Origin of the sequence: Flavobacterium sp. DG1-102-2, assembly GCF_033042555.1 — a bacterium.
Taxonomy (GTDB): Bacteria; Bacteroidota; Bacteroidia; order Flavobacteriales; family Flavobacteriaceae; genus Flavobacterium.
The window spans coordinates 31,767-57,165 of record NZ_JAWLIK010000015.1; the positions used below are offsets into that span (position 1 = coordinate 31,767).

The 25,399-nt window shown below is 39.4% G+C and carries 19 protein-coding genes; 8 read left to right on the forward strand and 11 right to left on the reverse strand.

Annotated elements, in window-relative coordinates; genetic code table 11:
• Nucleotides 1-102: 102 nt before the first annotated feature.
• The 3 genes from rpoB to R1T16_RS17225 all read left to right on the forward strand — a co-directional run bounded on the left by rpoB (nt 103) and on the right by R1T16_RS17225 (nt 8,600).
• Complete coding sequence (rpoB, locus tag R1T16_RS17215; RefSeq protein WP_317502371.1) at nt 103-3,915, forward strand: DNA-directed RNA polymerase subunit beta; 3,813 nt, start codon at nt 103-105, stop codon at nt 3,913-3,915.
• 70 nt (nt 3,916-3,985) lie between these two features.
• On the forward strand, nt 3,986-8,284 hold the full coding sequence (gene rpoC, locus R1T16_RS17220; RefSeq protein ID WP_317502372.1) for a DNA-directed RNA polymerase subunit beta': 4,299 nt from the start codon (nt 3,986-3,988) through the stop codon (nt 8,282-8,284).
• A 4-nt stretch (nt 8,285-8,288) separates the two neighbouring features.
• Nucleotides 8,289-8,600 (forward strand): DUF3467 domain-containing protein, encoded by a 312-nt coding sequence (locus R1T16_RS17225; protein ID WP_317502373.1) that lies wholly within the window; start codon nt 8,289-8,291, stop codon nt 8,598-8,600.
• A 180-nt stretch (nt 8,601-8,780) separates the two neighbouring features.
• Here the strand turns inward: R1T16_RS17225 and R1T16_RS17230 are convergent, their stop codons facing one another.
• The gene (locus R1T16_RS17230; RefSeq protein WP_317502374.1) at nt 8,781-9,326 is read right to left on the reverse strand and encodes a DUF4276 family protein; all 546 of its coding nucleotides are present in this window, start codon (nt 9,324-9,326) and stop codon (nt 8,781-8,783) included.
• On the reverse strand, nt 9,319-10,671 hold the full coding sequence (locus tag R1T16_RS17235; protein ID WP_317502375.1) for an ATP-binding protein: 1,353 nt from the start codon (nt 10,669-10,671) through the stop codon (nt 9,319-9,321). Before R1T16_RS17235 ends, R1T16_RS17230 begins: the two co-directional genes overlap by 8 nt.
• Before the next feature lie 194 nt (nt 10,672-10,865).
• On the opposite strand from R1T16_RS17235, the gene mutL reads away from it, so the two are divergent.
• Genes mutL through R1T16_RS17255 form a run of 4 tightly spaced genes read left to right on the forward strand, consistent with a single transcriptional unit; the run spans nt 10,866 to nt 15,569 of the window.
• The gene (gene mutL, locus R1T16_RS17240) at nt 10,866-12,782 is read left to right on the forward strand and encodes a DNA mismatch repair endonuclease MutL (RefSeq protein ID WP_317502376.1); all 1,917 of its coding nucleotides are present in this window, start codon (nt 10,866-10,868) and stop codon (nt 12,780-12,782) included.
• Nucleotides 12,779-13,600: a rhomboid family intramembrane serine protease gene (locus tag R1T16_RS17245; protein ID WP_317502377.1), complete on the forward strand. Its 822-nt coding sequence runs from the start codon at nt 12,779-12,781 to the stop codon at nt 13,598-13,600. The genes mutL and R1T16_RS17245 overlap by 4 nt, the downstream gene beginning before the upstream one ends.
• Nucleotides 13,601-13,604: 4 nt before the next feature.
• On the forward strand, nt 13,605-14,504 hold the full coding sequence (locus R1T16_RS17250) for a rhomboid family intramembrane serine protease (RefSeq protein ID WP_317502378.1): 900 nt from the start codon (nt 13,605-13,607) through the stop codon (nt 14,502-14,504).
• Between the two features lie 30 nt (nt 14,505-14,534).
• Nucleotides 14,535-15,569, forward strand: a complete 1,035-nt coding sequence (locus tag R1T16_RS17255) for an endonuclease/exonuclease/phosphatase family protein (protein ID WP_317502379.1) — start codon at nt 14,535-14,537, stop codon at nt 15,567-15,569.
• Here the strand turns inward: R1T16_RS17255 and R1T16_RS17260 are convergent, their stop codons facing one another.
• The 9 genes from R1T16_RS17260 to R1T16_RS17300 form a co-directional block, all read right to left on the reverse strand.
• Nucleotides 15,570-16,184 carry a WbqC family protein gene (locus tag R1T16_RS17260; RefSeq protein ID WP_317502380.1) on the reverse strand — a complete coding sequence of 205 codons (615 nt, stop codon included), beginning with the start codon at nt 16,182-16,184 and terminating at the stop codon, nt 15,570-15,572. It lies immediately after the preceding gene.
• A gap of 13 nt (nt 16,185-16,197) precedes the next feature.
• The gene (locus R1T16_RS17265; RefSeq protein ID WP_317502381.1) at nt 16,198-16,569 is read right to left on the reverse strand and encodes a four helix bundle protein; all 372 of its coding nucleotides are present in this window, start codon (nt 16,567-16,569) and stop codon (nt 16,198-16,200) included.
• A gap of 38 nt (nt 16,570-16,607) precedes the next feature.
• A complete protein-coding gene (gene lepB, locus R1T16_RS17270) occupies nt 16,608-18,299 on the reverse strand; it encodes a signal peptidase I (RefSeq protein ID WP_317502382.1) in 1,692 nt (563 codons plus the stop codon).
• Nucleotides 18,300-18,345: 46 nt separating this feature from the next.
• Nucleotides 18,346-19,044 (reverse strand): 4-hydroxy-tetrahydrodipicolinate reductase, encoded by a 699-nt coding sequence (gene dapB, locus R1T16_RS17275; RefSeq protein WP_317502383.1) that lies wholly within the window; start codon nt 19,042-19,044, stop codon nt 18,346-18,348.
• 3 nt (nt 19,045-19,047) lie between these two features.
• Nucleotides 19,048-19,620 (reverse strand): DUF5683 domain-containing protein, encoded by a 573-nt coding sequence (locus R1T16_RS17280; RefSeq protein WP_317502384.1) that lies wholly within the window; start codon nt 19,618-19,620, stop codon nt 19,048-19,050.
• Entirely contained in the window at nt 19,620-20,519 is a 900-nt protein-coding gene (locus tag R1T16_RS17285) for a ParB/RepB/Spo0J family partition protein (protein WP_317502385.1), read from the reverse strand. The genes R1T16_RS17280 and R1T16_RS17285 overlap by 1 nt, the downstream gene beginning before the upstream one ends.
• A gap of 4 nt (nt 20,520-20,523) precedes the next feature.
• Nucleotides 20,524-21,300 carry an AAA family ATPase gene (locus R1T16_RS17290; protein WP_317502386.1) on the reverse strand — a complete coding sequence of 259 codons (777 nt, stop codon included), beginning with the start codon at nt 21,298-21,300 and terminating at the stop codon, nt 20,524-20,526.
• 135 nt (nt 21,301-21,435) lie between these two features.
• Nucleotides 21,436-23,223 (reverse strand): T9SS type A sorting domain-containing protein, encoded by a 1,788-nt coding sequence (locus R1T16_RS17295; RefSeq protein WP_317502387.1) that lies wholly within the window; start codon nt 23,221-23,223, stop codon nt 21,436-21,438.
• A 269-nt stretch (nt 23,224-23,492) separates the two neighbouring features.
• Nucleotides 23,493-24,374 (reverse strand): SDR family oxidoreductase, encoded by an 882-nt coding sequence (locus R1T16_RS17300; protein ID WP_317502388.1) that lies wholly within the window; start codon nt 24,372-24,374, stop codon nt 23,493-23,495.
• A 416-nt stretch (nt 24,375-24,790) separates the two neighbouring features.
• Between R1T16_RS17300 and R1T16_RS17305 the strand changes: the two genes are divergently transcribed.
• Nucleotides 24,791-25,399, forward strand: coding sequence for a response regulator transcription factor (locus tag R1T16_RS17305; protein ID WP_317502389.1), 609 nt, complete (start codon nt 24,791-24,793; stop codon nt 25,397-25,399).

The following is a 25,399-nucleotide window of genomic DNA, read 5'->3' on the forward strand; positions in this document are numbered from 1 at the left end:
TTAGGCCTTGAGAAGTACTCTCAAAGGCCTAAACCATTTTTCGTATAATAACATTTTATACGTTTTTTTACTAAATTATTTTAATCAAAATTTTGTCCATTGATGATAACAAATCAGACTGAAAGATTAAATTTTGCCTCAACAAAAAACATCCCTGATTACCCGGACTTCCTTGACATTCAGGTAAAATCTTTTAAAGATTTTTTCCAGCTTGAAACCAAATCAGATGAAAGAGGCAACGAAGGTCTTTATAACACCTTCATGGAAAACTTTCCGATTACTGATACAAGAAATCAGTTTGTATTGGAGTTCCTTGATTACTTTGTAGATCCGCCACGTTATACAATTGAAGAATGTATAGACAGGGGGCTTACATACAGCGTGCCTTTAAAAGCTAGGCTAAAGCTATATTGTACTGACCCTGAGCATGAAGATTTTGAAACAATTGTACAGGATGTTTACCTGGGTACTATCCCATACATGACACCAAGCGGTACCTTTGTTATCAATGGTGCAGAGCGTGTTGTTGTATCACAGCTTCACAGGTCTCCCGGAGTTTTCTTTGGCCAGTCATTCCACGCAAACGGAACAAAATTATACTCTGCAAGGGTAATTCCTTTCAAAGGTTCATGGATAGAATTCGCGACTGACATTAACAGTGTCATGTATGCTTATATTGACAGGAAGAAAAAATTACCTGTTACTACATTATTCAGGGCTATTGGTTTTGAAAGGGATAAAGATATCCTTGAAATATTTGACCTTGCTGAAGAAATCAAGGTTTCAAAAACAGGTCTTAAAAAGTATATCGGTAGAAGGCTTGCTGCACGTGTATTGAATACTTGGCACGAAGATTTCGTGGATGAGGATACAGGTGAGGTGGTTTCTATTGAGCGTAACGAAATTATATTAGATCGTGATACTATCATCGACAAAGATAATGTTGAGGAAATCATTGACTCTAATGTAAAGACGATACTGCTTCATAAAGATGATAATAATCAGGCAGATTATGCTATCATCCACAATACTTTACAGAAAGACCCAACTAATTCAGAAAAAGAAGCTGTAGAGCATATTTACCGTCAGCTGCGTAACGCAGAACCACCTGATGAGGAAACAGCTCGTGGCATTATAGATAAATTGTTCTTCTCTGACCAACGTTATAACTTAGGTGAAGTAGGTCGTTACAGAATGAACAAAAAACTTAATCTTGATATTCCGATGGATAAGCAGGTGCTTACCAAAGAGGATATCATTACGATAGTTAAGTACCTTATTGAGCTTATCAACTCTAAAGCGGAGATTGACGATATTGACCACTTATCTAACCGTCGTGTACGTACAGTAGGTGAACAGCTTTCGGCTCAATTTGGTGTTGGTTTGGCTCGTATGGCCAGAACCATCAGGGAGCGTATGAACGTTAGGGATAACGAGGTGTTTACACCTATCGACCTTATCAATGCTAAAACATTGTCGTCGGTAATCAACTCTTTCTTTGGTACTAACCAGCTTTCTCAGTTCATGGACCAAACGAATCCACTTGCAGAGATTACCCACAAAAGGAGGTTATCGGCACTTGGACCAGGTGGTTTATCAAGGGAAAGAGCAGGATTTGAGGTGCGAGATGTTCACTATACACATTATGGTCGTCTTTGTCCTATTGAAACTCCTGAGGGTCCAAACATTGGTCTTATTTCGTCTCTTGGTGTATACGCTAAGGTTAACGGAATGGGATTCATCGAGACTCCTTACCGTAAGGTTACTGACGGTGTGGTGGATCTTGTGTCTGAGCCAAAATACTTAAGCGCTGAAGAAGAAGAAGGTAAAATGATCGCTCAGGCGAACATTGAAATGGATGCTGCTGGTAAAATTACTGCAGATAAGGTTATTGCACGTGAGGAAGGTGACTTCCCGGTTGTAGACCCAACTGTTGTTCATTATACAGACGTTGCTCCTAACCAGATCGCTTCTATCTCGGCTTCGCTGATTCCGTTCCTTGAGCATGATGATGCGAACCGTGCGCTGATGGGATCTAACATGATGCGCCAGGCGGTTCCTCTTTTACGTCCGGAAGCCCCAATTGTGGGTACAGGATTGGAGCGCCAGGTAGCTTCTGACTCAAGGGTACTTATCAATGCAGAAGGCAATGGTACTGTTGAGTATGTAGATGCTAACGAGATTACAATTAAATATGACAGAACTGACCGTGAAAGAAGCGTAAGCTTTGATCCGGATGAGAAAACATATCAGCTTATCAAGTTCAGGAAAACCAACCAAAGCACAAGCATTAACCTTAAGCCTATCGTAAGAAAAGGTGACAGGGTAAAACTGGGCCAGGTTCTTTGTGAAGGTTATGCTACACAAAACGGTGAACTTGCTCTTGGGCGTAACCTTAAAGTGGCGTTCATGCCTTGGAAAGGTTACAACTTTGAGGATGCGATCGTTATTTCTGAAAAAGTAGTTCGTGACGATATCTTTACGTCTATTCACGTAGATGACTACTCTCTTGAGGTAAGGGACACTAAATTAGGTAACGAAGAGTTAACTAATGATATCCCTAACGTAAGTGAGGAAGCTACTAAAGATCTTGACGAAAACGGTATGATCAGGATTGGTGCCGAGGTTAAGCCTGGCGATATCCTTATCGGTAAGATTACTCCAAAAGGAGAGTCTGACCCAACACCGGAAGAGAAACTTCTTCGCGCTATCTTTGGAGACAAAGCCGGTGATGTGAAAGATGCTTCGCTAAAAGCTTCTCCGTCATTACATGGTGTTGTACTTGATAAAAAACTATTTGCGCGTGCCGTTAAAGATAAGCGTAAGCGTACAAAAGATAAAGACGATTTAGGAAAACTTGAAATGGATTTTGAAGTTAAGTTCACAGAGCTTAAAGACAGGTTGATTGACAAGTTATTCAATGTTGTTAATGGAAAAACTTCTCAGGGAGTTATGAATGATCTGGGTGAGGAAGTATTACCGAAAGGTAAGAAATACACTCAGAAAATGCTTTATGCTGTTGAAGATTTCGCTCACTTAACAAAAGGGCAGTGGACTACGGATGACGAAACCAATGCAATGGTTAACGACCTTATCCACAACTACAAGATTAAGCTGAATGACCTTCAGGGTGCTTTAAGAAGAGAGAAATTCACAATTACTGTGGGTGACGAACTTCCGTCAGGTATCTTAAAACTTGCAAAAGTTTACATCGCTAAGAAACGTAAGCTTAAAGTAGGTGATAAGATGGCGGGACGTCACGGTAACAAAGGTATTGTGGCTAAGATTGTACGTCACGAAGATATGCCGTTCCTTGAGGATGGTACTCCGGTTGATATCGTTCTTAACCCGCTGGGTGTACCATCTCGTATGAACATTGGTCAGATCTATGAAACGGTTCTTGGATGGGCAGGTATGAATTTAGGAAAGAAATTTGCTACTCCTATTTTTGACGGTGCTTCTCTTGACCAGATCAACGAGCTTACTGATGAAGCAGGTATTCCAAGATTTGGACATACTTACCTTTATGATGGAGGAACAGGAGAACGTTTCCACCAGCCGGCTACAGTAGGTGTTATTTATATGCTTAAACTGGGGCACATGGTTGATGACAAGATGCACGCACGTTCTATCGGTCCATACTCGCTTATCACGCAGCAGCCTCTTGGAGGTAAAGCGCAATTTGGTGGTCAGCGTTTTGGAGAGATGGAGGTTTGGGCTCTTGAAGCTTATGGTGCATCAAGTACCCTAAGGGAGATACTGACTGTTAAATCGGATGACGTTATTGGTAGAGCTAAAACTTACGAAGCTATCGTTAAGGGTGAAACTATGCCGGAACCAGGATTACCTGAATCGTTCAATGTATTGATGCATGAGCTTAAGGGTCTTGGACTTGACATCAGATTAGAAGAATAAATTTCTATGGGAATGGTACTCTGTGCCATTCCCTTCTATACTTTTTTAATAAATTGATAGATTACATATCATGACGAGATTAAAAGATAAAAATACCATTAAAAGATTTAACCAGATTTCTATAGGCCTTGCTTCGCCAGAGTCTATACTGGCTGAATCAAGGGGTGAAGTTCTTAAGCCGGAAACTATTAACTACCGTACTCACAAACCAGAGAGAGACGGTCTTTTCTGCGAGCGTATCTTTGGTCCTGTAAAGGATTTTGAATGTGCTTGTGGTAAATATAAAAGGATTCGTTACAAAGGGATCGTTTGTGACAGATGTGGTGTTGAAGTTACCGAGAAGAAAGTACGCCGTGACAGGGTAGGGCACATCAACCTTGTAGTGCCTATTGCTCACATATGGTATTTCCGTTCGCTTCCTAACAAAATTGGTTATATACTTGGCCTTCCGTCTAAGAAATTAGACATGATCATATACTATGAAAGGTATGTGGTTATTCAGACAGGTATTGCTAAAGGACCCGATGGAGAAACCCTTAACAGACTTGATTTCCTTACTGAAGAAGAGTACCTGAACATTCTGGATACCCTTCCGATGGAAAACCAATACTTAGACGATACAGACCCTAATAAGTTTATCGCTAAGATGGGTGCAGAGTGTATCATGGACCTGCTTGCAAGGATTGACCTTAACGAGCTTTCGTACCAGTTACGCCACAGCGCTAATACAGAAACGTCTAAACAGCGTAAAACAGAAGCCCTTAAAAGGCTTCAGGTTGTAGAATCATTCCGTGAGTCTAACCTTAACAGGGAGAACCGCCCAGAGTGGATGATCCTTAAAGTTATACCTGTTATTCCGCCGGAGCTTCGCCCATTGGTGCCACTTGATGGTGGACGTTTTGCAACATCAGATTTAAATGACCTTTACCGCAGGGTAATTATCCGTAACAACCGTCTTAAGAGGTTAATGGAAATTAAAGCTCCTGAGGTGATCCTTCGTAACGAAAAACGTATGCTTCAGGAATCTGTTGACTCGTTATTTGATAATACAAGAAAGGCATCTGCTGTTAAAACAGAATCTAACAGGCCGCTTAAATCTCTTTCTGATTCATTAAAAGGTAAACAGGGACGTTTCCGTCAAAACCTTCTTGGTAAACGTGTTGACTATTCTGCACGTTCGGTAATTGTTGTTGGGCCTGAAATGAAACTTTTTGAGTGTGGTCTTCCTAAAGATATGGCTGCTGAGCTTTACAAACCATTTGTTATCAGGAAACTGATTGAGCGTGGAATCGTAAAAACAGTTAAGTCTGCTAAAAAGATAATCGACAAAAAAGAGCCTGTAGTTTGGGATATCCTTGAAAACGTAATTAAAGGACACCCGGTACTGCTTAACAGGGCCCCTACTCTTCACAGACTAGGTATACAGGCATTCCAGCCGAAACTTATTGAAGGAAAAGCAATCCAGCTTCACCCATTGGTATGTACGGCATTTAATGCGGATTTTGATGGTGACCAGATGGCGGTTCACTTACCGTTAGGGCCGGAGGCTATTCTTGAAGCACAGTTATTAATGCTTGCTTCTCACAATATCCTTAACCCTGCAAATGGTGCACCTATCACGGTACCTTCTCAGGACATGGTACTTGGTCTGTACTACATGACCAAAGAACGTCTTTCTACTCCGGAAAAGAAAATTTTAGGTGAAGGCCTTACTTTTTACTCGGCAGAAGAGGTACACATCGCATTAAACGAAGGAAGGCTTGAGCTTAATGCACGTGTTAGAATTCGTGCTAAAGATTTCAACGAAAACGGAGAACTTGTTTACAAGATCATCCAGACGACAGCAGGTAGGGTGTTATTCAACGAGGTAGTGCCGGAAGCGGCAGGATACATCAATGAGATCCTTACTAAAAAGTCGCTTAGGGATATTATTGGTGATATTTTAAGTGTTACTGATGTACCTACGACAGCTGCTTTCCTTGACAATATGAAAGACATGGGTTACAAATTCGCTTTCAAAGGTGGTTTGTCATTCAGTTTAGGTGATATCATCATCCCTCCAAGGAAGCAGGAGCTTATAGCTGATGCTAATGAGCAGGTAGATGCTATCTCTGTTAACTATAACATGGGTCTTATTACCAATAACGAGCGTTACAACCAGGTAATTGACGTATGGACTTCTACGAATGCATTGCTTACTGAGCTTGCCATGAAAAACATTAGAGAGGATCAGCAAGGATTCAACTCTGTGTACATGATGCTTGACTCTGGAGCGAGGGGTTCTAAAGAACAGATTCGTCAGCTTACAGGTATGCGTGGTCTTATGGCTAAGCCTAAAAAATCTACTGCCGGTGGTGGTGAGATTATCGAGAACCCGATCCTTTCTAACTTTAAAGAAGGTCTATCGATCCTTGAGTACTTCATTTCTACTCACGGTGCACGTAAAGGTCTTGCGGATACGGCCCTTAAAACGGCCGATGCCGGTTACCTTACAAGGAGGCTGCACGACGTTTCTCAGGACGTAATCGTAAACTCTGTTGACTGTGGTACGTTAAGGGGTATTGAAGTTTCGGCACTTAAGAAAAACGAAGAGATCGTTGAATCTCTTGGTGAACGTATCTTAGGCCGTGTTGCACTTCAGGATGTTATCAACCCACTTACAAGCGAAGTTCTTGTTCACGCAGGTGTTCAAATTACGGAAGCTGAAGTGAAAGCTATCAACGCAGCGCCAATCGAGAGAGTAGAAGTGCGTTCTCCATTGACTTGTGAAGCTACAAAAGGTATTTGTGCTAAGTGTTACGGTCGTAACCTTGCTACAGGTAAGATGACACAAAGAGGTGAGGCTGTAGGTGTAATTGCTGCACAGTCTATTGGTGAGCCTGGTACTCAGCTTACACTTCGTACATTCCACGTTGGTGGTGTTGCGGGTGGTATCTCTGAAGAATCAAGCATCGTTACTAAATTTAAAGGTAGACTTGAAATCGAAGACCTTAAGACGGTTAAAGGTGAAGATACTGACGGAAACGAAACAGATATCGTGGTATCTCGTTCTACAGAGTTGAAATTAGTTGACGAGAATACCGGAATACTTTTAAATACACACAATATTCCTTACGGTTCAAGCATCTACGTTAAAGACGGAGAAGTAGTTGACAAAGGAACTGTAATATGTAAATGGGACCCTTATAATGGGGTTATCATCTCTGAGTTTACGGGTAAAATTGCTTACGAAGATATTGAGCAGGGACAATCGTTCATGGTTGAAATCGATGAGCAGACCGGATTCCAGGAAAAAGTTATCTCTGAGGCAAGGAATAAGAAATTAATCCCAACCTTATTGATATATGGTAAAGACAATGAGCTTATCCGTTCTTACAACTTACCTGTTGGAGCCCACCTTATGGTTGACAACGGTGAGAAGATTAAAGCTGGTAAGATCCTTGTTAAAATACCAAGGCGTTCATCTAAAGCGGGCGATATCACCGGAGGTCTTCCAAGGATTACTGAGCTTCTTGAAGCGCGTAACCCTTCTAACCCTGCTGTGGTTTCTGAAATTGATGGAGTTGTTTCTTTCGGTAAGATCAAAAGGGGTAACCGTGAGATCGTGATCGAGTCTAAATTTGGTGAAATTAAAAAGTATCTTGTGAAACTTTCTAATCAGATCCTTGTTCAGGAAAATGACTACGTTAAAGCAGGTCTTCCGTTATCAGACGGTGCTATTACTCCTGAGGATATCCTTAGGATACAAGGCCCATCTGCTGTACAGCAGTACTTAGTGAACGAGATCCAGGAGGTTTACCGTCTTCAGGGTGTTAAGATCAATGACAAACACTTTGAGGTTGTAATCCGCCAGATGATGCGTAAAGTAAGAGTTCAGGATCCGGGTGATACCCTTTTCCTTGAAGATCAGCTTATACACACGTCTGACTTTATTGTGGAGAACGACAAACTATACGGAATGAAAGTTGTTGAAGACGCTGGTGACTCAGAAAACCTGAAAGCAGGTCAGATCGTGACACCACGTGATTTAAGGGATGAGAATTCATTACTTAAACGTAACGACCAAAACCTTGTTGTAGCAAGAGATGTAGTTCCTGCAACTGCTACACCGGTACTTCAGGGTATCACAAGGGCGTCGCTTCAAACTAAATCGTTCATTTCTGCGGCATCGTTCCAGGAAACCACAAAAGTACTTAACGAAGCAGCAGTAGCTGGTAAAGTTGACGGACTTGAAGGACTTAAAGAGAATGTAATCGTTGGTCACAGAATACCTGCAGGTACAGGTATGAGGGATTACGATAACACAATCGTAGGTTCTAAAGATGAATACAATGAGCTATTAACTCCTAAGGAGGAATATAACTACTAATACAATGAGCGATCAAAATAATCAACAGGGACAGATACAGATTGAACTGGATGAAAAAACAGCGGAGGGAACTTACAGTAACCTTGCTATCATCAACCATTCAGCCTCTGAGTTTGTTGTAGATTTCGTGAGCATTATGCCGGGTACGCCTAAGGCAAAAGTGAAGTCACGCATTGTATTAACGCCCCAGCATGCTAAAAGGCTGCTGAAGGCACTAGGGGAGAATATCCACCGCTTTGAAGCCACACACGGCCCGATAAGCGACACGGAGCAGCCCTCTATTCCTTTGAGTTTCGGTCCTGCGGGACAGGCTTAATAAATACAAAACCCACTCTTTCGAGTGGGTTTTTTTATGTTTTGTCGTGAGATGATAGTATCATATGATACTATCAGATTTAATTGTTTTGAGTTTCTGATCTATAGGACAGCCTTAATAAATACAAAACCCACTCAAAAGAGTGTTTTTTTTGATTTTTGATTAATTTTAATTATTTAGTTAGAAATTAAGGTAATCACAATTTATATTATTGCTTTTGTCCACAAATGCTTTAAAGCTGGGTGAATTTAAATACATTTCTTTTTGATTAGCTTTAACGAATAATTCTACTCCATCTGTAGTTTTGTGAAAAGATCCTAACTCCTTTTTTATAAGACTTGCTCCATTGCATCCATCGGTATTTGCTGGTTTTGGATTTACGCTGTTTAAAACATTCCAGTCAGCCACAATCCAATTTTCAAACATTCGGTCTGCAACATTAATTCTGATATCTTGATTGTTTAAGCCTTTTTTGTTTAATTCATTTTCTAATTGTAAACGTATCGTATCACAATCTTCTTGACGATTTTCTCTGTCAATTAGTATGATAATGGGATAATATTTATTGTTGAAAATTTTGATTAAACTATAAATTTTATTTGCTATTGCTGGTATAGTAACAGCTTTACCATTTAAATCTGTTCTACTCACGGGTCTACCAGGACAAATTTTTGATAGTACATTCTTCTCAGTGAAACCATCAACTATGAATGCAGGATTACTCATTTTGTAATGCGTTTGAAAAATAAAAATGCCCAAGTCCATACCCAGAATTCGAAATTTCTTCTTCTATAATTGAAATTTCTTTTATCCTTTTAGCTCTTGTGTTACCATCTTCTAAACTTATAAGAATTATTTCATTTGGTTGGGAATAATTAAGTAATGATTCACTATGGGTAGTCATAATAACAAATGATTCATCGTTTTTGTCTGTGATATGGTTTCTCATTATGCTTGCAATTTCAGCTTGCATCCAAGGGTGTAGAAAATTTTCAGGTTCTTCAATTGAAAATATTGTTTTTGAAGTTAAAATTGCTGTAATCAAAGCTAACCACTTAATTGTTCCATCAGACATTGCAGAGAGAGGCAATACAGCATCATATGAACCAGTTTTGATATAAATTTTCACCATTAACTTATTGTCAAAGGGATCATTTTTTACATCTAAATCTACTATTGTATTGTTTGCCAGTTTTAAATATGATATAATTTGTTTTAAAGTAGTTGGGTCAAAGGTTTTTTCTTCTTTTTCATAGAAATAAAAAAATCGTGGCCAAATATTTGTCTCTTTTGGTTTACCTTTTTTCATTGCATATAAAGTCGTTGCCAAGCCTGATCCATCTTTTTTAATTCCAGGTGGTGTAGAAGCATCTTCTTGATCTTTGACTTTTGTGGGAACTATATTAAAAGTTTCTCCCCCAATCAAATCAGATTGTATTAAAAGACTGTATTGTTCAATTATAGGGAAAAGACTTGTAATAATGTTTTTATATATTGGATTACTTCGCTTTAAACTATTAACTATAGTATCTTCGAAAGATTTTTCTTTGTCTTCTTCATAAAAATAACTCTCTCTAAATTTACTTTTATTGATAGAATTTAATGTTACATCTATAGTGTTGTCTACGTAAAAAATGTCAATATCAAAATCCCATTTCGATGGATATAGTTTGTCTTTTGGTGATGACCAAAATTTTGTTCCAGTTTTTAAGCGTATTGACTGATTCGAATAAAAAATATTATCCTTTTCAAAAGATGTAGTGATTTTAGCTCCATACTCGTATGTAACATATTTTTTGGTACTGATCTTTTTACTTCCAAAAATTTTAAAATCAATATTTTTATCATAATCTTCAAAACCAATTTTTTTAAAAATACTACCTGCTCCTCCAATACTACTTACCGCATATCCAATTTGATTAGAAGTTATTTTGGATAGGAATTCAAAAAATAAAATTATATTAGTTTTTCCACATCCATTTGGACCAACTAATATGTTTAAACCCTTATTTAAATTAAGTTCAAATTGTGATAGTGACTTAAATCCATTTACTTCAATTCTAGTGATCATAGCATTTTAGTTTAATAATTAAAATTGTTTTTTTTAATTATCTAGATGATATTGTAAACCTACAAAATATTTTCTTACAATTTTGTGTTTCTTACAAATTCTATTTTGTCAATAATTCCAAATCCCCTTCCTTTCCCCATCCACAATATTTGCTTAACTTTGAAGCTACTCAATAAAACATTTCCCTATTTCTTATGTCCAGTATTATTCAATTACTTCCTGACCACGTTGCCAACCAGATAGCTGCCGGAGAGGTAGTGCAAAGGCCGGCTTCCATCGTTAAGGAACTGCTTGAAAATGCTGTTGATGCCGGGGCTACAGAAATTAAACTCGTTGTTAAAGACGCGGGTAAGACTCTCGTTCAGGTAATAGACAACGGTAAGGGCATGAGCGTAACCGACTCGCGCCTTTGTTTTGAACGCCACGCTACATCTAAGATACGCCATGCCGAAGACCTATTCTCACTGCATACTAAAGGTTTTAGGGGAGAGGCACTGGCTTCTATAGCGGCTATTGCCCATGTGGAGCTTAAGACAAGGCAGGAACAGGACGAACTGGGTACCCACCTTGTTATTGAGGGGAGTAAATTCATTTCTCAGGAAGTGGCTGTACTGCCACGGGGGACTTCGTTTTCTATTAAAAATCTTTTTTTCAACATACCTGCAAGGCGTAACTTTCTTAAAAGCGATACGGTAGAATTCCGCCATATCGTAGATGAGTTTGAGCGCGTTGCTTTGGCGCATGCCAATATCGGATTTATATTATTCCATAACGGCAGCGAAATGTTCAATCTGCCGGGTTCTAACCAGCGCCAGCGCATTGTAAATGTCTTTGGCGGGCGCACTAACGAAAAGCTTGTTCCGGTATCGGAAAGTACAGAGATCGTTGATATAATGGGTTTCGTGGTTAAACCGGAGTTTGCCAAGAAAAACAGGGGAGAGCAATTCTTTTTTGTCAATGACCGTTTTATTAAGAGTGGTTACCTGCACCATGCAGTGATGGCAGCCTATGAAGGCCTGCTGAAAGACGGATGCCAGCCGGGTTATTTCCTGTACCTTACTGTTCCGCCAAACACGATAGATATCAATATCCATCCAACGAAAACCGAAATTAAGTTTGACGACGAGCATGCGCTTTATGCCATTCTTCGTTCGGCTATAAAACATAGTCTGGGACAGTTTAACGTAGCGCCGGTACTTGATTTTGACCGTGATGCCAATCTTGATACGCCCTACAATTACGAGAGTAAAGAAGCCGTTATGCCAGTAGTTCAGGTAGACCGAACCTATAATCCTTTTGCTGAAGAAGCGCCCTCGAGAGCTACTTCCGGGTCATCGGGTTCGGGAGGTTTTTCCTCAGGTGGTTTCTTTTCCGGTAGTTTTTCTTCATCATCCTCATTCAGAAAAGCAGAGAAAGCGCCTGTTTGGGAAAGTCTTTACACAGGACTGACCGAAGCCGCTCAGGATATTGAAACGGTTACCGAAATGAGCTTTGAATCGGATGAAGTTACCGGTTCGCTTTTTAACGATAATGATGTTGAACAGGCGGTTAAGAAAACCTACCAGATACATAAAAAATACATCGTAAGCCCTATAAAGTCGGGTCTTTTGATCATCGACCAAAAAAGGGCACACCAACGCATATTGTATGAACAGTTTCTTACCAGTATTACGGTGCATCATGCTGCCAGCCAGCAGCTGCTTTTTCCGTTAACACTGTATTTTAATAAAACTGAGCTTGATCTTGTTGAAGAAATGCGCGGTGCTTTAGAGAATACTGGCTTTGTTTTTGCTGAGTTCAATAATGACCATGTTGTGGTTTCCGGCCTTCCGGTGAATGTCGCTGAAAGTGAGGTTTCTATACTTTTAGAAGAGCTTATAAACGACCTGCAGCAGGAAGTTCCTGACAGTAGTTTCAGCCAGACTGACAGCATTGCAAAGTCTATGGCGCGAAGCCTGGCGATAAAAACCGGAATCGCACTGTCTGAAAAAGAACAGGAAAACATGGTTAACTCGCTCTTTGCCTGCAAAGAGCCCGGAATATCACCTTTTAATAAACCTACTTTCATTACGGTAAGTGTGGAAGACCTTGATAAACGTTTTGCTATATGATGCGTATCACCGAAACTGTTAAGCAGTTAATCATTATTAATGTTATATTTTTTATAGGCAGTTACCTGGTGGGCCCTGCTGCACAAACTTATCTCGTTGCACATTCTGTTTGTAATGATCAGTTTCATTATTGGCAACTTATAACGCGTATGTTTATGCATGCAGGCTTTTTGCACTTGCTATTTAATATGTTTGCCTTATTTTCTTTCGGTGGATTGCTGGAAGAAGTTTGGGGGCCAAGGAAATTTATATTCTTTTATTTGTCTTGTGGACTCGGTGCAGCGGCTATGCATTTAGGGATTAACTATTTGGAGATTAGTTACTACTTGAAAGATGCTGCAGACCTAAATTTAAGTTCGGATGCAATACATCAGATACTTAATGTTGATTTTTCTGATGGAGCTTATTTTAAAGGTGATCTTTTTCAAAAAGAAATTGTGCCTATAATAAGCAAAGAAGGCAAACTGCAATTGTTAAACAGTGAAAATTTTTCTGCCTTGTTTCAGGCGGCTATTGCAAACCATGAAACTGCAAGTGGTGCTTCGGGAGCAATTTATGGCATACTTGTGGCGTTTGCGTTCATAGTGCCTAATGCTGAACTTATGATGATGTTTGTTCCCATCCCGATAAAGGCTAAATATTTTGTTCCTGGAATATTAGCGTTGGATTTATTTTTAGGTGTAAAAGGTCAGTCAATATTCGGCGGGGCTACAACGGATAACGTAGGACATTTTGCCCACCTTGGCGGTGCTTTGATAGGATTCATCATGATGTGGTACTGGAAAAAGAACGAGTTTAACAATAATCGCTGGAATTAATACTATGGGTATTATTGACGATCTTAAGATGGAATACAGGATAGGCGGCATTACGCAACGGCTTATATATTGGAACATAGCATTGTTTATACCGGTATTGGCGTTTAGTATTTGTAAAATATTCCATGTAGATATTTCTGCGTTTGACTGGTCGGGTAATTTTTACACGGGCGACTGGTTTAGCCTTTCAAGCAATATTGCAGATCTGGCATGGAAACCCTGGTCTATAGTGCTGTATGCTTTCCTGCATTCAGGATTTTTCCATTTGCTGTTTAATATGCTTATGTTGTTTTTTGTAGGCAGGTTATTCTTAACTTATTTTACGCAAAAGCAGCTGTTAGGGGTTTATATTCTCTCGGCTATTTTTTCAGGGTTCGTTTATATACTAGGCTATTCATTTATTCCTGCCTTTACAGGACATATAGCAGGCCTTACGGGTGCTTCGGCTTCTGTAATGGCAATACTGTTTGCGGTTACTACATATTCTCCTCTTTATGAGGTACGTCTAATGCTGATAGGTTATGTAAAATTGTGGCATATAGCCGTGGTGTTTTTGGTACTTGACCTGATCAACATATCTATTGAAAATCCCGGAGGGCATTTGGCACATATTGCCGGGGCATTTTTTGGTTTTGTATATATTAAGTTATTGCAAAACGGTACAGATCTTAGTAAAGGCGTATCGGCAGTAATAGACTTTTTTGCTAATCTGTTTAAGCCAAAAAAGGCGACACCATTCAAAAAGGTGCATAGAAATCCTTCACCTACAGAAAAGGCCGCGACGAAGCCGCTAAAAGACATAACCCAAAAGCAGATTGACGATATACTGGATAAAATAAGCAAATCAGGATATGACAGCCTTACCAAAGAAGAAAAAGATTTTTTATTTAAAGTTGGAAAATAATTAAGTAGCTTTGGTTAGAAGCGTTACTACATGAAAAAACTGTCAGGATTCAACAAGATGATGTTTGTACTCAATATGGTTCTTACCGTACTGACATTCATTGCATATATTTTACCTTTCCTGGCACCAAATCTCTTTCCAATACTTTCTGTATTTACATTGGTAATGCCGCTGATGCTTATACTTAACTTCATGTTTTTCCTCTATTGGCTGCTGCAAACCAAAAGGCAGATGCTGCTTTCCGGACTTGTACTTTTACTAGGGATTACGTTTATAAGTAAGTGCTATAAATTCTCCTCTAAAGACCTGCCGGAGGATAAGGACGACTTTACACTCATGAGTTATAACGTAAGGATGTTTAATCTTTATGAGTGGCTTCCTGATACGGACATTCCTCAGAAAATAATGGAATTTGTAAAAGAACAAAATCCTGACATTGTATGTATTCAGGAGTATACAAAAAGAGGTAATGTAAAATTTAAAGGATACAGGCATAAATTTATCTTTGGGCGTGACGGAATTTCAGGCCAGGCGATATATTCTAAATTTCCTATTATTGATAGCGGACATATTGAATTTCCCGATAGCGGAAACAATGTTGTTTTTGCGGATATCAAAAAGGGGAGGGACACGCTGCGTGTGTATAGCATGCATTTGCAGTCAATAAAGATAAGCCCTGATATTCACGAAACTATTGACGAAGAGAAATCTAAGATTATATTCAGGAGGCTGAGTGCTGCATTTAAAAAACAGCAGTTACAGGCAGAACTAGTACAAAAGCATAAGAGCGAATGCAAATATCCTATGATCATTTGCGGCGATCTTAATAATAGTGCGTTTTCATACGTTTACCGAAGCGTAAAGGGTAAGATGAAAGATTCGTTTGAAGAGGCTGGAAATGGCTTTGGTAAATCGTACAACTACAAATATTACCCTGCAAGGATAGATTATATTTTTGCCGATAAAAATATTGATGTAAAGCAGTACACTACATTTGATACCTTTGAAAATTCAGATCATTTTCCTGTAATGACACGCCTTTGCTTTGAAAAGGAGGAGAAGTGATTATAGCTCCTGTTTTTTAAGGTATTCCATAGCATAGCGGCCTTCGTTAAATAAAAGATCTAGTATGCTCAGGTTATTCAGGAAATTATGTTTCTCTTCAAAGACCTGTGTGTAAGGTTCAAATTGGGCAGTATCTTTTTTCCCGTTAACAAGATAGCGGTAATCTTCAAGGCCTTCCTGTACATCGTGAAAATATTCAGCGGTCTTATCGTAATTGAAATCCATTCCAAGACAAGATGTAACAATTTCCATTGCCTGAAAATTGAGATCCATCATAAATTCGTGTTTTTTCTCAAACAGCGGCCTTATATCGTCTTCAAAATACTCGAAGAAGGGCGAAGTCCTGTACGCTGCTTCAAGCGATTTAAAATGCTGTTTACGCCAGTCAAAAGCCTGCTCTATCCTGGTGTCTTTAAACTTTTGCTGTGGTCTGGATCCGTGCTTAACAGGAATGTTTAAAAGCTGCAGTCCATTTGGGCTGTAAATGTACATCCTGTTACGATTGGTCTGCTTCTGGAAATTGTCTTCCACTTCAAAAGTTACCGTGTCGGATTTAGCTATTGCCACAAAATGGCTTATTGAAGGGAAATAAGTAGGGTGGATGAGGATGTTCATCAGGTCTATTCGATTATTTGGTTATTTGTTGAATTTGGTAGTTCCGTAGTGCATTAAGTTTTTTTGTAATGCTTTCCAGTTTTTTACGTAATTCTGTATAGATTTCTATTGAGATAAAACCAATTTCAAAAGCTATGATCAATTGGTTAATGATTTCTTCAGCAGAACCCAAAGCGATGGTTGTAAAGTGGGCTTTGTCTTTAAATGAATTTCTGGCAGAGCCTTCAGCAATATTGGAAGACACTAAAACTGATGCTCTTTTTAACTGACTGGTTAAACCAAATTTTTCAGAGTCTGGAAAAGAGAAAGTAATTTGATAAATCGTCTTTGCAAACTCTTTTGACTCAATCCAAACTTCGAGTTTCTCAAAAGAATAAGTATACATAACAATTTATCAAATTACCAAATCCTCAAATCAACAAATTAAACTGTTTCTTTAGCTTTCTTCTTTTTCCAAAAGTAACTTCCGGCAAACCAAAGTGCAAGCGCAACAAGGAAGAACTTAAAGTAAGAAACCGGTTCTCCGCTTCCGCCTACTGTTGTGAACAGTCGTTCCCAGCGTATTTTTTTTCCGATGTTTTTCCATGACTCATTTTGGTCAAGGCTCATCCATATGAATACCGGTTTACCCACTATGTGATCTTCAGGAACAAAGCCCCAGTAACGGCTGTCTTCCGACCTGTGGCGGTTATCGCCCATCATCCAGTAGTAATCCTGTTTAAATGTATATGATGTTGCTACTTGTCCGTTTATGCGGATTTCGCTGCCAATGACTTTAAGGTCATTCTTTTCGTACTCACCAATAATCTTTTTGTAGAAAGGCAGGTTTTCTGTCGTAAGGTGCACTGTTTGGCCTTCAGCAGGGATGGTAAAAGGCCCCATGTTATCCTGGTTCCAGTCTTTAGTGTATGGGAAAACACTCTTGGTAGGCTGGCGCTCAATAAAACGAACAACAGAATCTACACCTGTTGTATGGCGTATGTTTTCTGCCCCTTTAAGTGTAAGGTTAGCCTCAATTGTATTTAATAAAACTTCTTGTGCGGTAATGCCCATACCGGCAGTAACGTTTGCAGGTAGTCCGTTTTGATTAGCGATGAATGTAATAGTGGCATCGGCATTCTGGCTAGGGTATGCAGCCATAAATGGCCTTAATGCATCCAGTTGCTGCTGGCTCGTTACGTTGCTAAGTATGTAAGAACGGTTAAATTCAGTAGAACCGTTGTCTTTTAATATTTGTCCGCTAATACCATTTTTCGAATAGATAGTATGGTTGTATTGAGGTTTAGCCCTGTCTGACAGTTTTAGTTCTTTGCCGTTAATATAAACAAAGCCGTCTTTTATAGAGAATATATCTCCCGGCGTTGCTACACAGCGTTTCACGTAGTTTGATTTTTTGTCTACCGGTTTTCTAAGCCCAACAGCCGATCTGTCGAAGAACTTAGTTACAGTATCTGCCGGCCAGTTGAATACTACAATATCATTCTTCGCAACTTTTTCAAAGCCGGGAAACCTGAAATATGGCAGCTGAGGCCAGTTACTGTATGATTTCTTATTGATAAAAGGAATGGTATCGTGTACCATAGGCGCGGCGACTGTCGTCATTGGCGTACGCGCCCCGTAATTGAATTTACTAACGAAAAGAAAGTCACCTACCAAAAGGGTTTTCTCTAATGATGATGTAGGTATCGTAAATGGCTGTATTACATAGGTATGTACTATGGTTGCCACAACAATTGCAAAAAGAAGCGAACTTAGTGTACTGTCTTTTACTTCCCTTTCAGGGTCGTACTGGGCATTGCCTGTATAATTAATATAGTAAACATAAAAACCTAGTGTTACTATGCCAAGGATAGTATCTGTAGCAGATCTTTTTCCGAATACCTGAAGTGTTTGTACCCAAACTACAGGGAACATGATAAGGTTAACAATAGGAACAAATAACAGGATAGTCCACCAGCGTGGTTTTCTGATTATCTGCATCAGTACTATTGCATTATATACCGGTACTGCGGCTTCCCAAGGCTTGCGGCCTGCTTTTTCATATAGTTTCCAGGTTCCTAAAAAGTGTACAACCTGTACAGCAAGAAAAAATATAAACCATTGTAATAGTGTCATCTTTCGTATTTTTTTATAATAAGTATACTATTTGGTAAAAATGTTACTATAAACCAAGAACATCTTTCATGGTATAGATGCCTTTTTTACCGGCAAGCCATTCTGCAGCAACAACAGCGCCCAGTGCAAAGCCTTCGCGATTATGTGCTGTATGCTTAATTTCGATGGAATCAACCTCAGAATCATAGAATATGCTGTGCGTGCCCGGTATACTTTCTTCGCGTTTAGCATCTATGCGTATCTCGTCTTCTTTGGCATTTTCCAATGCCCAGCTGGAATAATCTGAGTTGTCTATGATGTCTTTTGCTAATGATATGGCTGTGCCACTAGGTGCATCAAGCTTTTGCAGGTGGTGGATTTCCTCCATAGAAACTTTGTACTGTTTCAGGTTGCTCATCATTTTAGCAAGATGGGCATTCAGTTCAAAGAAAATGTTTACGCCAAGGCTGAAATTAGATCCATAGATGAAGGCCCCTTCGCGGTCTTCACATAATTTTGCGATGTCATGGTACTTTTCCAGCCATCCCGTAGTTCCTGATACCACCGGAATATTGCTGTTAAGGCAGGCTGAAATATTACCTACAGCGGCATCGGGGATACTGAAATCTATGGCAGCATCGGCATTTTCAAGGCCGTCAAAAGAGTTGCCAGACCCTTTTCGTAGTACTATCTCATGGCCCCTCTCTAAAGCAACCCTTTCGATTACCTTTCCCATTCTTCCGTATCCTAATAAAGCGATTTTCATATTTTAAAATTGGTAACTAAATTTTAGCGCCATGTTATATTTGTAGTCAATGTCGTTTTGCTGTATGTTAGGGCGCAAAGAAAGATTTTCGTTAACGTTAAACTGCATCAGGTGCGCGTTTACATTGGCCTCTACTATTTGCGTTACATAAAATAAAGCAGTAAGCAGGGCCGAAAGGTCACGGTTCTTTTGATGAAATTTCTGTCCGCTTATAAGGCGCTGCTCGTCGAGGTCTGCGAGTAACCCTTTAGGAGTTCCTCCTGCTATTTTTACTTTGTATGCATCCCTGTATTCGTGATATTTTTTATTATTCCATGAATAGTAATATATACTTGCGCCCATAGCACCGTATACAAGAGGGAGCTTCCAGTATTTTTTATTATAGATCTGTCCGCCTCCGGGAAATATAGCCGAATAGAATGCGGCTTTAGCCGGGGCTAAAGGATTGGGCGGTGGATAATTAACAGGTAGTTTAGTGGTGTCTTTATCAATAACGAGTTCCTGTTCGTTTTGTGCCTTTGCACTCAACGAAAAGAGGAAAAATAGCGATATGAATATGATTGACAGCTTTTTCACTAGCCGTTTATAAGTTTGATTATCCTGTTGAAGTCTTCTTCTGAATGGAAAGGAATCGTGATTTTTCCTTTTCCTTTGCCGTCTACCTTAACATCTACTTTAGCGCCAAAAAAGTTTGTAAATGCTTTTTTTTGCGTGTCTTCTACATCAAAAGATGTTGCTTTTACGGTTTTCTCTACCGAAGGCTTAACGCCTTCGTGGTAGCTTTTTACCAAAGCTTCAGTCTCTCTTACAGAAAGGTTGCCGCTAACTATTTTTTGGTAGATATCAGCCTGTGCATCATGGTCTTCGATGTTGATGATGGCACGACCGTGTCCCATAGATATAAAACCATCGCGTATTCCTGTCTGGATGATTGGATCCAGCTTAAGAAGACGAAGGTAGTTTGCGATCGTAGAACGTTTTTTGCCTACACGGTCGCTCATCTGCTCCTGTGTAAGTTGTATTTCGTCTATAAGTCTCTGGTAAGAAAGAGCAATCTCGATAGGGTCAAGGTCATGGCGCTGAATATTTTCAACAAGTGCCATTACCAGCGACTCATTATCGTTTGCAATACGTATGTAAGCAGGTACCGTTTCAAGGCCTGCCAGTCTTGATGCACGCAAACGTCTTTCTCCTGATATAAGCTGATATTTATTAAAATCAAGCTTTCTTACGGTGATAGGCTGTATTACACCCAGTTCTTTTATGGATGTACTTAATTCCTTTAGGGCTTCCTCGTTAAAATTAGTCCTCGGCTGGAACGGGTTTATTTCTATGGCATCAAGTTCAAGCTCAATGATATTGCCTACAACTTTATCTGCATTTTGATCATCTACCGATTTGATATCGTTTTCAGGATCTTTTAGCAATGCCGATAAACCCCTGCCCAGTGCTTGTTTTTTAATTGCTTTTGTCATAAACCTACTCTTGTACTACTGTATTTTTCTTTATAATCTCTTCTGCGAGGTTAATATAGTTTGTTGCCCCTTTGCTTGTTGCGTCGTAGTTTATGATGCTTTCGCCAAAGCTTGGCGCCTCACTTAGCTTAACGTTACGCTGTATTACGGTGTCAAATACCATATCATGGAAGTGTTTTTGTACTTCCTCCACTACCTGATTAGACAGGCGAAGGCGTGAATCATACATCGTTAGCAGCAATCCTTCAATGTCAAGCTGCGGATTATGTATTTTTTGAACGCTCTTAATTGTATTTAAAAGTTTACCAAGCCCTTCAAGTGCAAAGTATTCACATTGAATAGGAATTACAACTGAGTCTGCCGCTGTAAGCGCATTAAGCGTTAAAAGACCTAAAGACGGAGCGCAGTCAATTAATATATAGTCATACTTTTCCTTAACGCTTTCAAGCGCCTGTTTAAGCATGTATTCCCTGTTCTCTTTATCTACAAGTTCTATCTCGATAGCTACAAGGTCAATGTGTGCAGGGATAACTTTTACGTTAGGAGCGCTGCATTCTATGGTTGCTTCATCGGGTGTATTGCTGTGTTCCAGGATTTGATAGGTGCCTATTTCTACGGTCTCTACATCAATGCCGAGACCTGAGCTTGCATTAGCCTGTGGGTCAGCATCAATCAATAATACTTTTTTTTCAAGTACACCAAGCGCTGCGGCAAGGTTTACCGAAGTTGTTGTTTTTCCTACGCCGCCTTTTTGGTTGGCTATGGCAATAATCTTACCCATTTATGTTTGTAAATTTTGAACCGTAAAAATACAATTATTTATGGTTTATGAAAACGGAATTTGTTAACAATAGACAAATAAAAAAGCCCTGCATTATTATGCAGGGCTTAAATAGTATTTGGATGGTTTCGATCCTTATTGGATTATCAGTTTTTTAGATTCTGAATAGTTTCCAGATTGTATCTTAACAATGTAAACACCTCCTGAAAGAGCAGAAAGGTTTAGGTTTTGAGAGCCTAAGCTTAGCTCGCCAGAAAATACATTAGCACCTGTAAGAGTGTAAACGTTTACAGTTCCTTTAGCCTCCAGGTTGTGGTTGATTGTAACGTTTTTGTCTGTAGATGGGTTAGGGAAGATGCTGAAAGTTGATTTGTTGAAATCGCCTGTACCAGCAGTTGCCTGCCATTTAACGTTATCAAGGAATGCAGCTACGTGAGCACCGTTTGCAGATACCTGAAATCCGATAAAGTTTCCGTTACCTGAAGTTACAGCTATATTAGGGTAAGTTGTCATCTCTGCAGTTAAAGTTATCGGCTCGCCTATAGCAGTAAATGTTGCAGCGTCAGCAGCATCTGTAAGTGTACCAACCTGTACAGTAACAATACCAGCAGCGCCTTGAGGGTTTAATCCTGCATCAAAAGATAACGTGTAGTTTTCGCCAATTGTTGTAAGCTCAGGAGTTACGATAGTTGCAGCTACATTTACAGCGGTAAAGCTGTAGAAAGAGATGTATTTGTCTTCGCTTCCTTCTGCGTTGTCAATACTTAAGAAAGGACCGCTGTTAGCAGCAATCGCAGACCAGCAGTTTTCAGGAAGATCTGTAAATTCGTTAAAGTTCTCATCAAGATCAGCAACCGCTGTACACTCTACAGCAGGAACTTCACTCCATATTACGTTGTCAATTGCAGTAGCATTGTGGTTTCCTGTACCGCTGATTCTGAATGCGATATATTTTTGAGTTGCAGCACCTGTTACAACGATATTAGCGTGTGTCTCAGAAGTTGCAGTTACAGCGATTGGATCTCCAAAAGCAGCAAAAGTTGTAAAATCATCCGCAACAGCAAGTGTACCTACCTGGATAGTTACATCTCCGGCAGGAACCTGTCCACCCATTGCAATCCTGTAAGTGTCGAAAGATAATTCATGATTTCCATCAAGTGTAGAAACTTCAGGAGATACAAGGTATCCAACAGCGTTAGGGACCATTCCGTTGTAGTAAACTGCATAAACATCATCAGCTGTTTGAGCAGTATAAATTAGTGGAGATCCAGCGTTAGCAGACCAGCAGTTTTGTGGGAAGGCACTTTGTTGTGCTACGGTAAAGTCGTTAAAATCTTCGTTGAATGTTGCAACTGCTGTACAGGCAGGGGCAGGAACTTCATTCCAAATTACGTTATCAATTGCAGTAGCATTGTGGTTTCCTGTACCGCTAATTCTAAATGCAATGAATTTTTGAGTAGCGTCTGCAGTTACTACGATATTCGCATGATTTGTAGAAGTTGCAGTTACAGCGATAGGATCTCCAAAAGCAACAAATGTTGTAAAATCTCCTGCAACAGCAAGTGTACCTACCTGGATAGTTACATCTCCGGCAGGAACCTGTCCGCCCATTGCGATTCTGTAAGTATCAAAAGATAACTGGTGGTTACCATCTATTGTAGAAAGCTCAGGGGTAACAAGGTATCCTGTAGCGTTAGGTACCATTCCGTTGTAGTAAACTGCATACACATCGTCTGCTGTTTGTGCAGTGTACATTAATGGGGAGCCGGAATTAGCTGTCCAGCATTGCTGCGGAAATGCATTTTGCTGAGCAACGGTGAAATCACTAAAGTTTTCATCCAGAGTAGCTACCGCCGCACATTCCTGAGCAATGGCAATAGAACCTACAAATAATGAAGCAACCAAAAGTAAATTTTTCTTCATGATATTTTATTTAGATTGATTAAGAATAAATTTTCGTGGCAAATATAAAAATTTATTTATACTAAGTCTAAATAATAAATTGAAAAATTAAATGATTATTGTTCTTGTTAAAAAAATAACAAAATAATTGAGAATTAAATATTTTTCAGGCACGAATGGTTGATAATAAAGTGTCCGAATGGTATTTTATAGTTGAATGTAAATGAAAATTCTGTTTTTTAAGAGTGTATAAACCCTCAAAAAACAGAATATATTGCAGTTGTTTAAATTTATTTGTTCTTTTTTGCTTTGATCATTTCCTCAAGCATGTCCCACATTTCTTCGGGTATAGCTTCGAGTAAATTAAATTGTCCGGCACCTTTAAGCCATTCTCCGCCATCTATCGTTATTACCTCTCCGTTTACATAGGCCGAAAAATCTGAAACAAGATAGGCTGCAATATTTGCAAGTTCCTGATGATCGCCCACACGTTTAAGCGGCACTTTTTGTGCCAGGTCAAATTTTTCTTTTAAATCGCCGGGCAGAAGTCTGTCCCATGCGCCTTTTGTAGGGAATGGCCCCGGAGCGATTGCATTTGTCCTGATACCGTATTTAGCCCATTCTACAGCAAGGCTTCGCGTCATTGCGAGAACCCCTGCTTTTGCAGTTGCGCTTGGCACCACATAAGCTGATCCTGTCCAGGCATAAGTAGTAACTATGTTAAGGATGGTAGATTTTTCCTGTTTGGTATCAATCCAGTGTTTTCCAAATGCCAGTGTACAGTTCTTGGAACCTTTTAGTACGATGTCTATTACCGTATCAAAAGCATTTGCCGAGAGCCTCTCTGTAGGGGAGATGAAGTTACCGGCAGCATTGTTAAGCAATACGTCGGCTTTCCCGTATTCATTAAGTACTGCCTGCAGCATATTTTCTACTTCTTCATAATGGCGCACATCGCACTGTACAGCAAGGCATTTTCCGCCGGTTTGTTCTTCAAGTTCTTTTGCTGTAGTTTTTAGCTTTTCAAGATCGCGCGATGTAATGGCTACCTTGGCGCCAAGTTCCATAAAATATTTTGTCATAGACTCGCCAAGGCCACTTCCGCCGCCGGTAACTACAATTACTTTATCCTGAAGCGCATTATCGCGAAGCATTTTATCTGTATAGGCCATAGTTATTTTTAAAGTTGTTTGGTTTGAATTATTAAAAGTAAGCAAAAGTATTTTTACTAAATGCATACATAGGAAAATATAACCGGTTTCAGGAAGTTAAAATGGTGGGAGATTAAGGCTTCCTTTGATGGAAGATGATACTGAAAATCTACTTTGCAGGAATAGTAATGCAATTTTGATTCTGAATAAATATGTTAAATACATAGTGGGACACTAAAAAATTCGAAATTTCATCAACTGATTTTAAATTTTTAACAAATATTTCACTAAAAGTTATGTGTTTGATTTTTAGTTTTTTAGATATTTTAATGGAGATATTTTCTTTCAGGATCGTGTTGTAGGATTATTTCACTACAATTGTTTCTTAATAAGTCTTTATCTTTAAGCTACCCAAAAAACCTAAAGAAATATTTTACATGACGATTTTAATAGCTGATGACCACAGTGTTGTAAGACAGGGTGTGTCCCTGATATTGCGCGATACTTTTGAAGATATATCAATAGATCATAGTGAAAACTTTTCTTCAACGTTAAAAATGCTGGAAACGAGGAGTTACGATATGCTTATGCTGGATATCAATCTCCCTGATGGTAATACAGTTAGCATGATTACTGAATGTAAGGCAATTGATCCTGAGGTCAAAATACTCATGTTCTCAGCATACGATGAAGATCAATATGCTTTACGTTATATACAGGCGGGTGCAAGTGGCTATCTTAATAAGCTGAGTTCTGAGGAAAAGATTATTGAGGCCGTAACTACTGTAATTAATGGAGGGATTTACTCTAAAAACGAGCTTAAAGGCAATTCAGCGGGATTTACCGTAAATCCTCTCGACGCCCTTTCTAACAGGGAACTTGAAATTGCGGCACTGTTAGTAAAAGGCGAGGGTAATCTTGAAATTGCCAACAAGCTGGATATTCGCATGTCTACTGTAAGTACTTACAAAAGCAGGATTTTTGAAAAACTAGGTGTAACTAATGTGGTTATGCTTGCTGAAAAATACAAACTCCATATAAGCTAA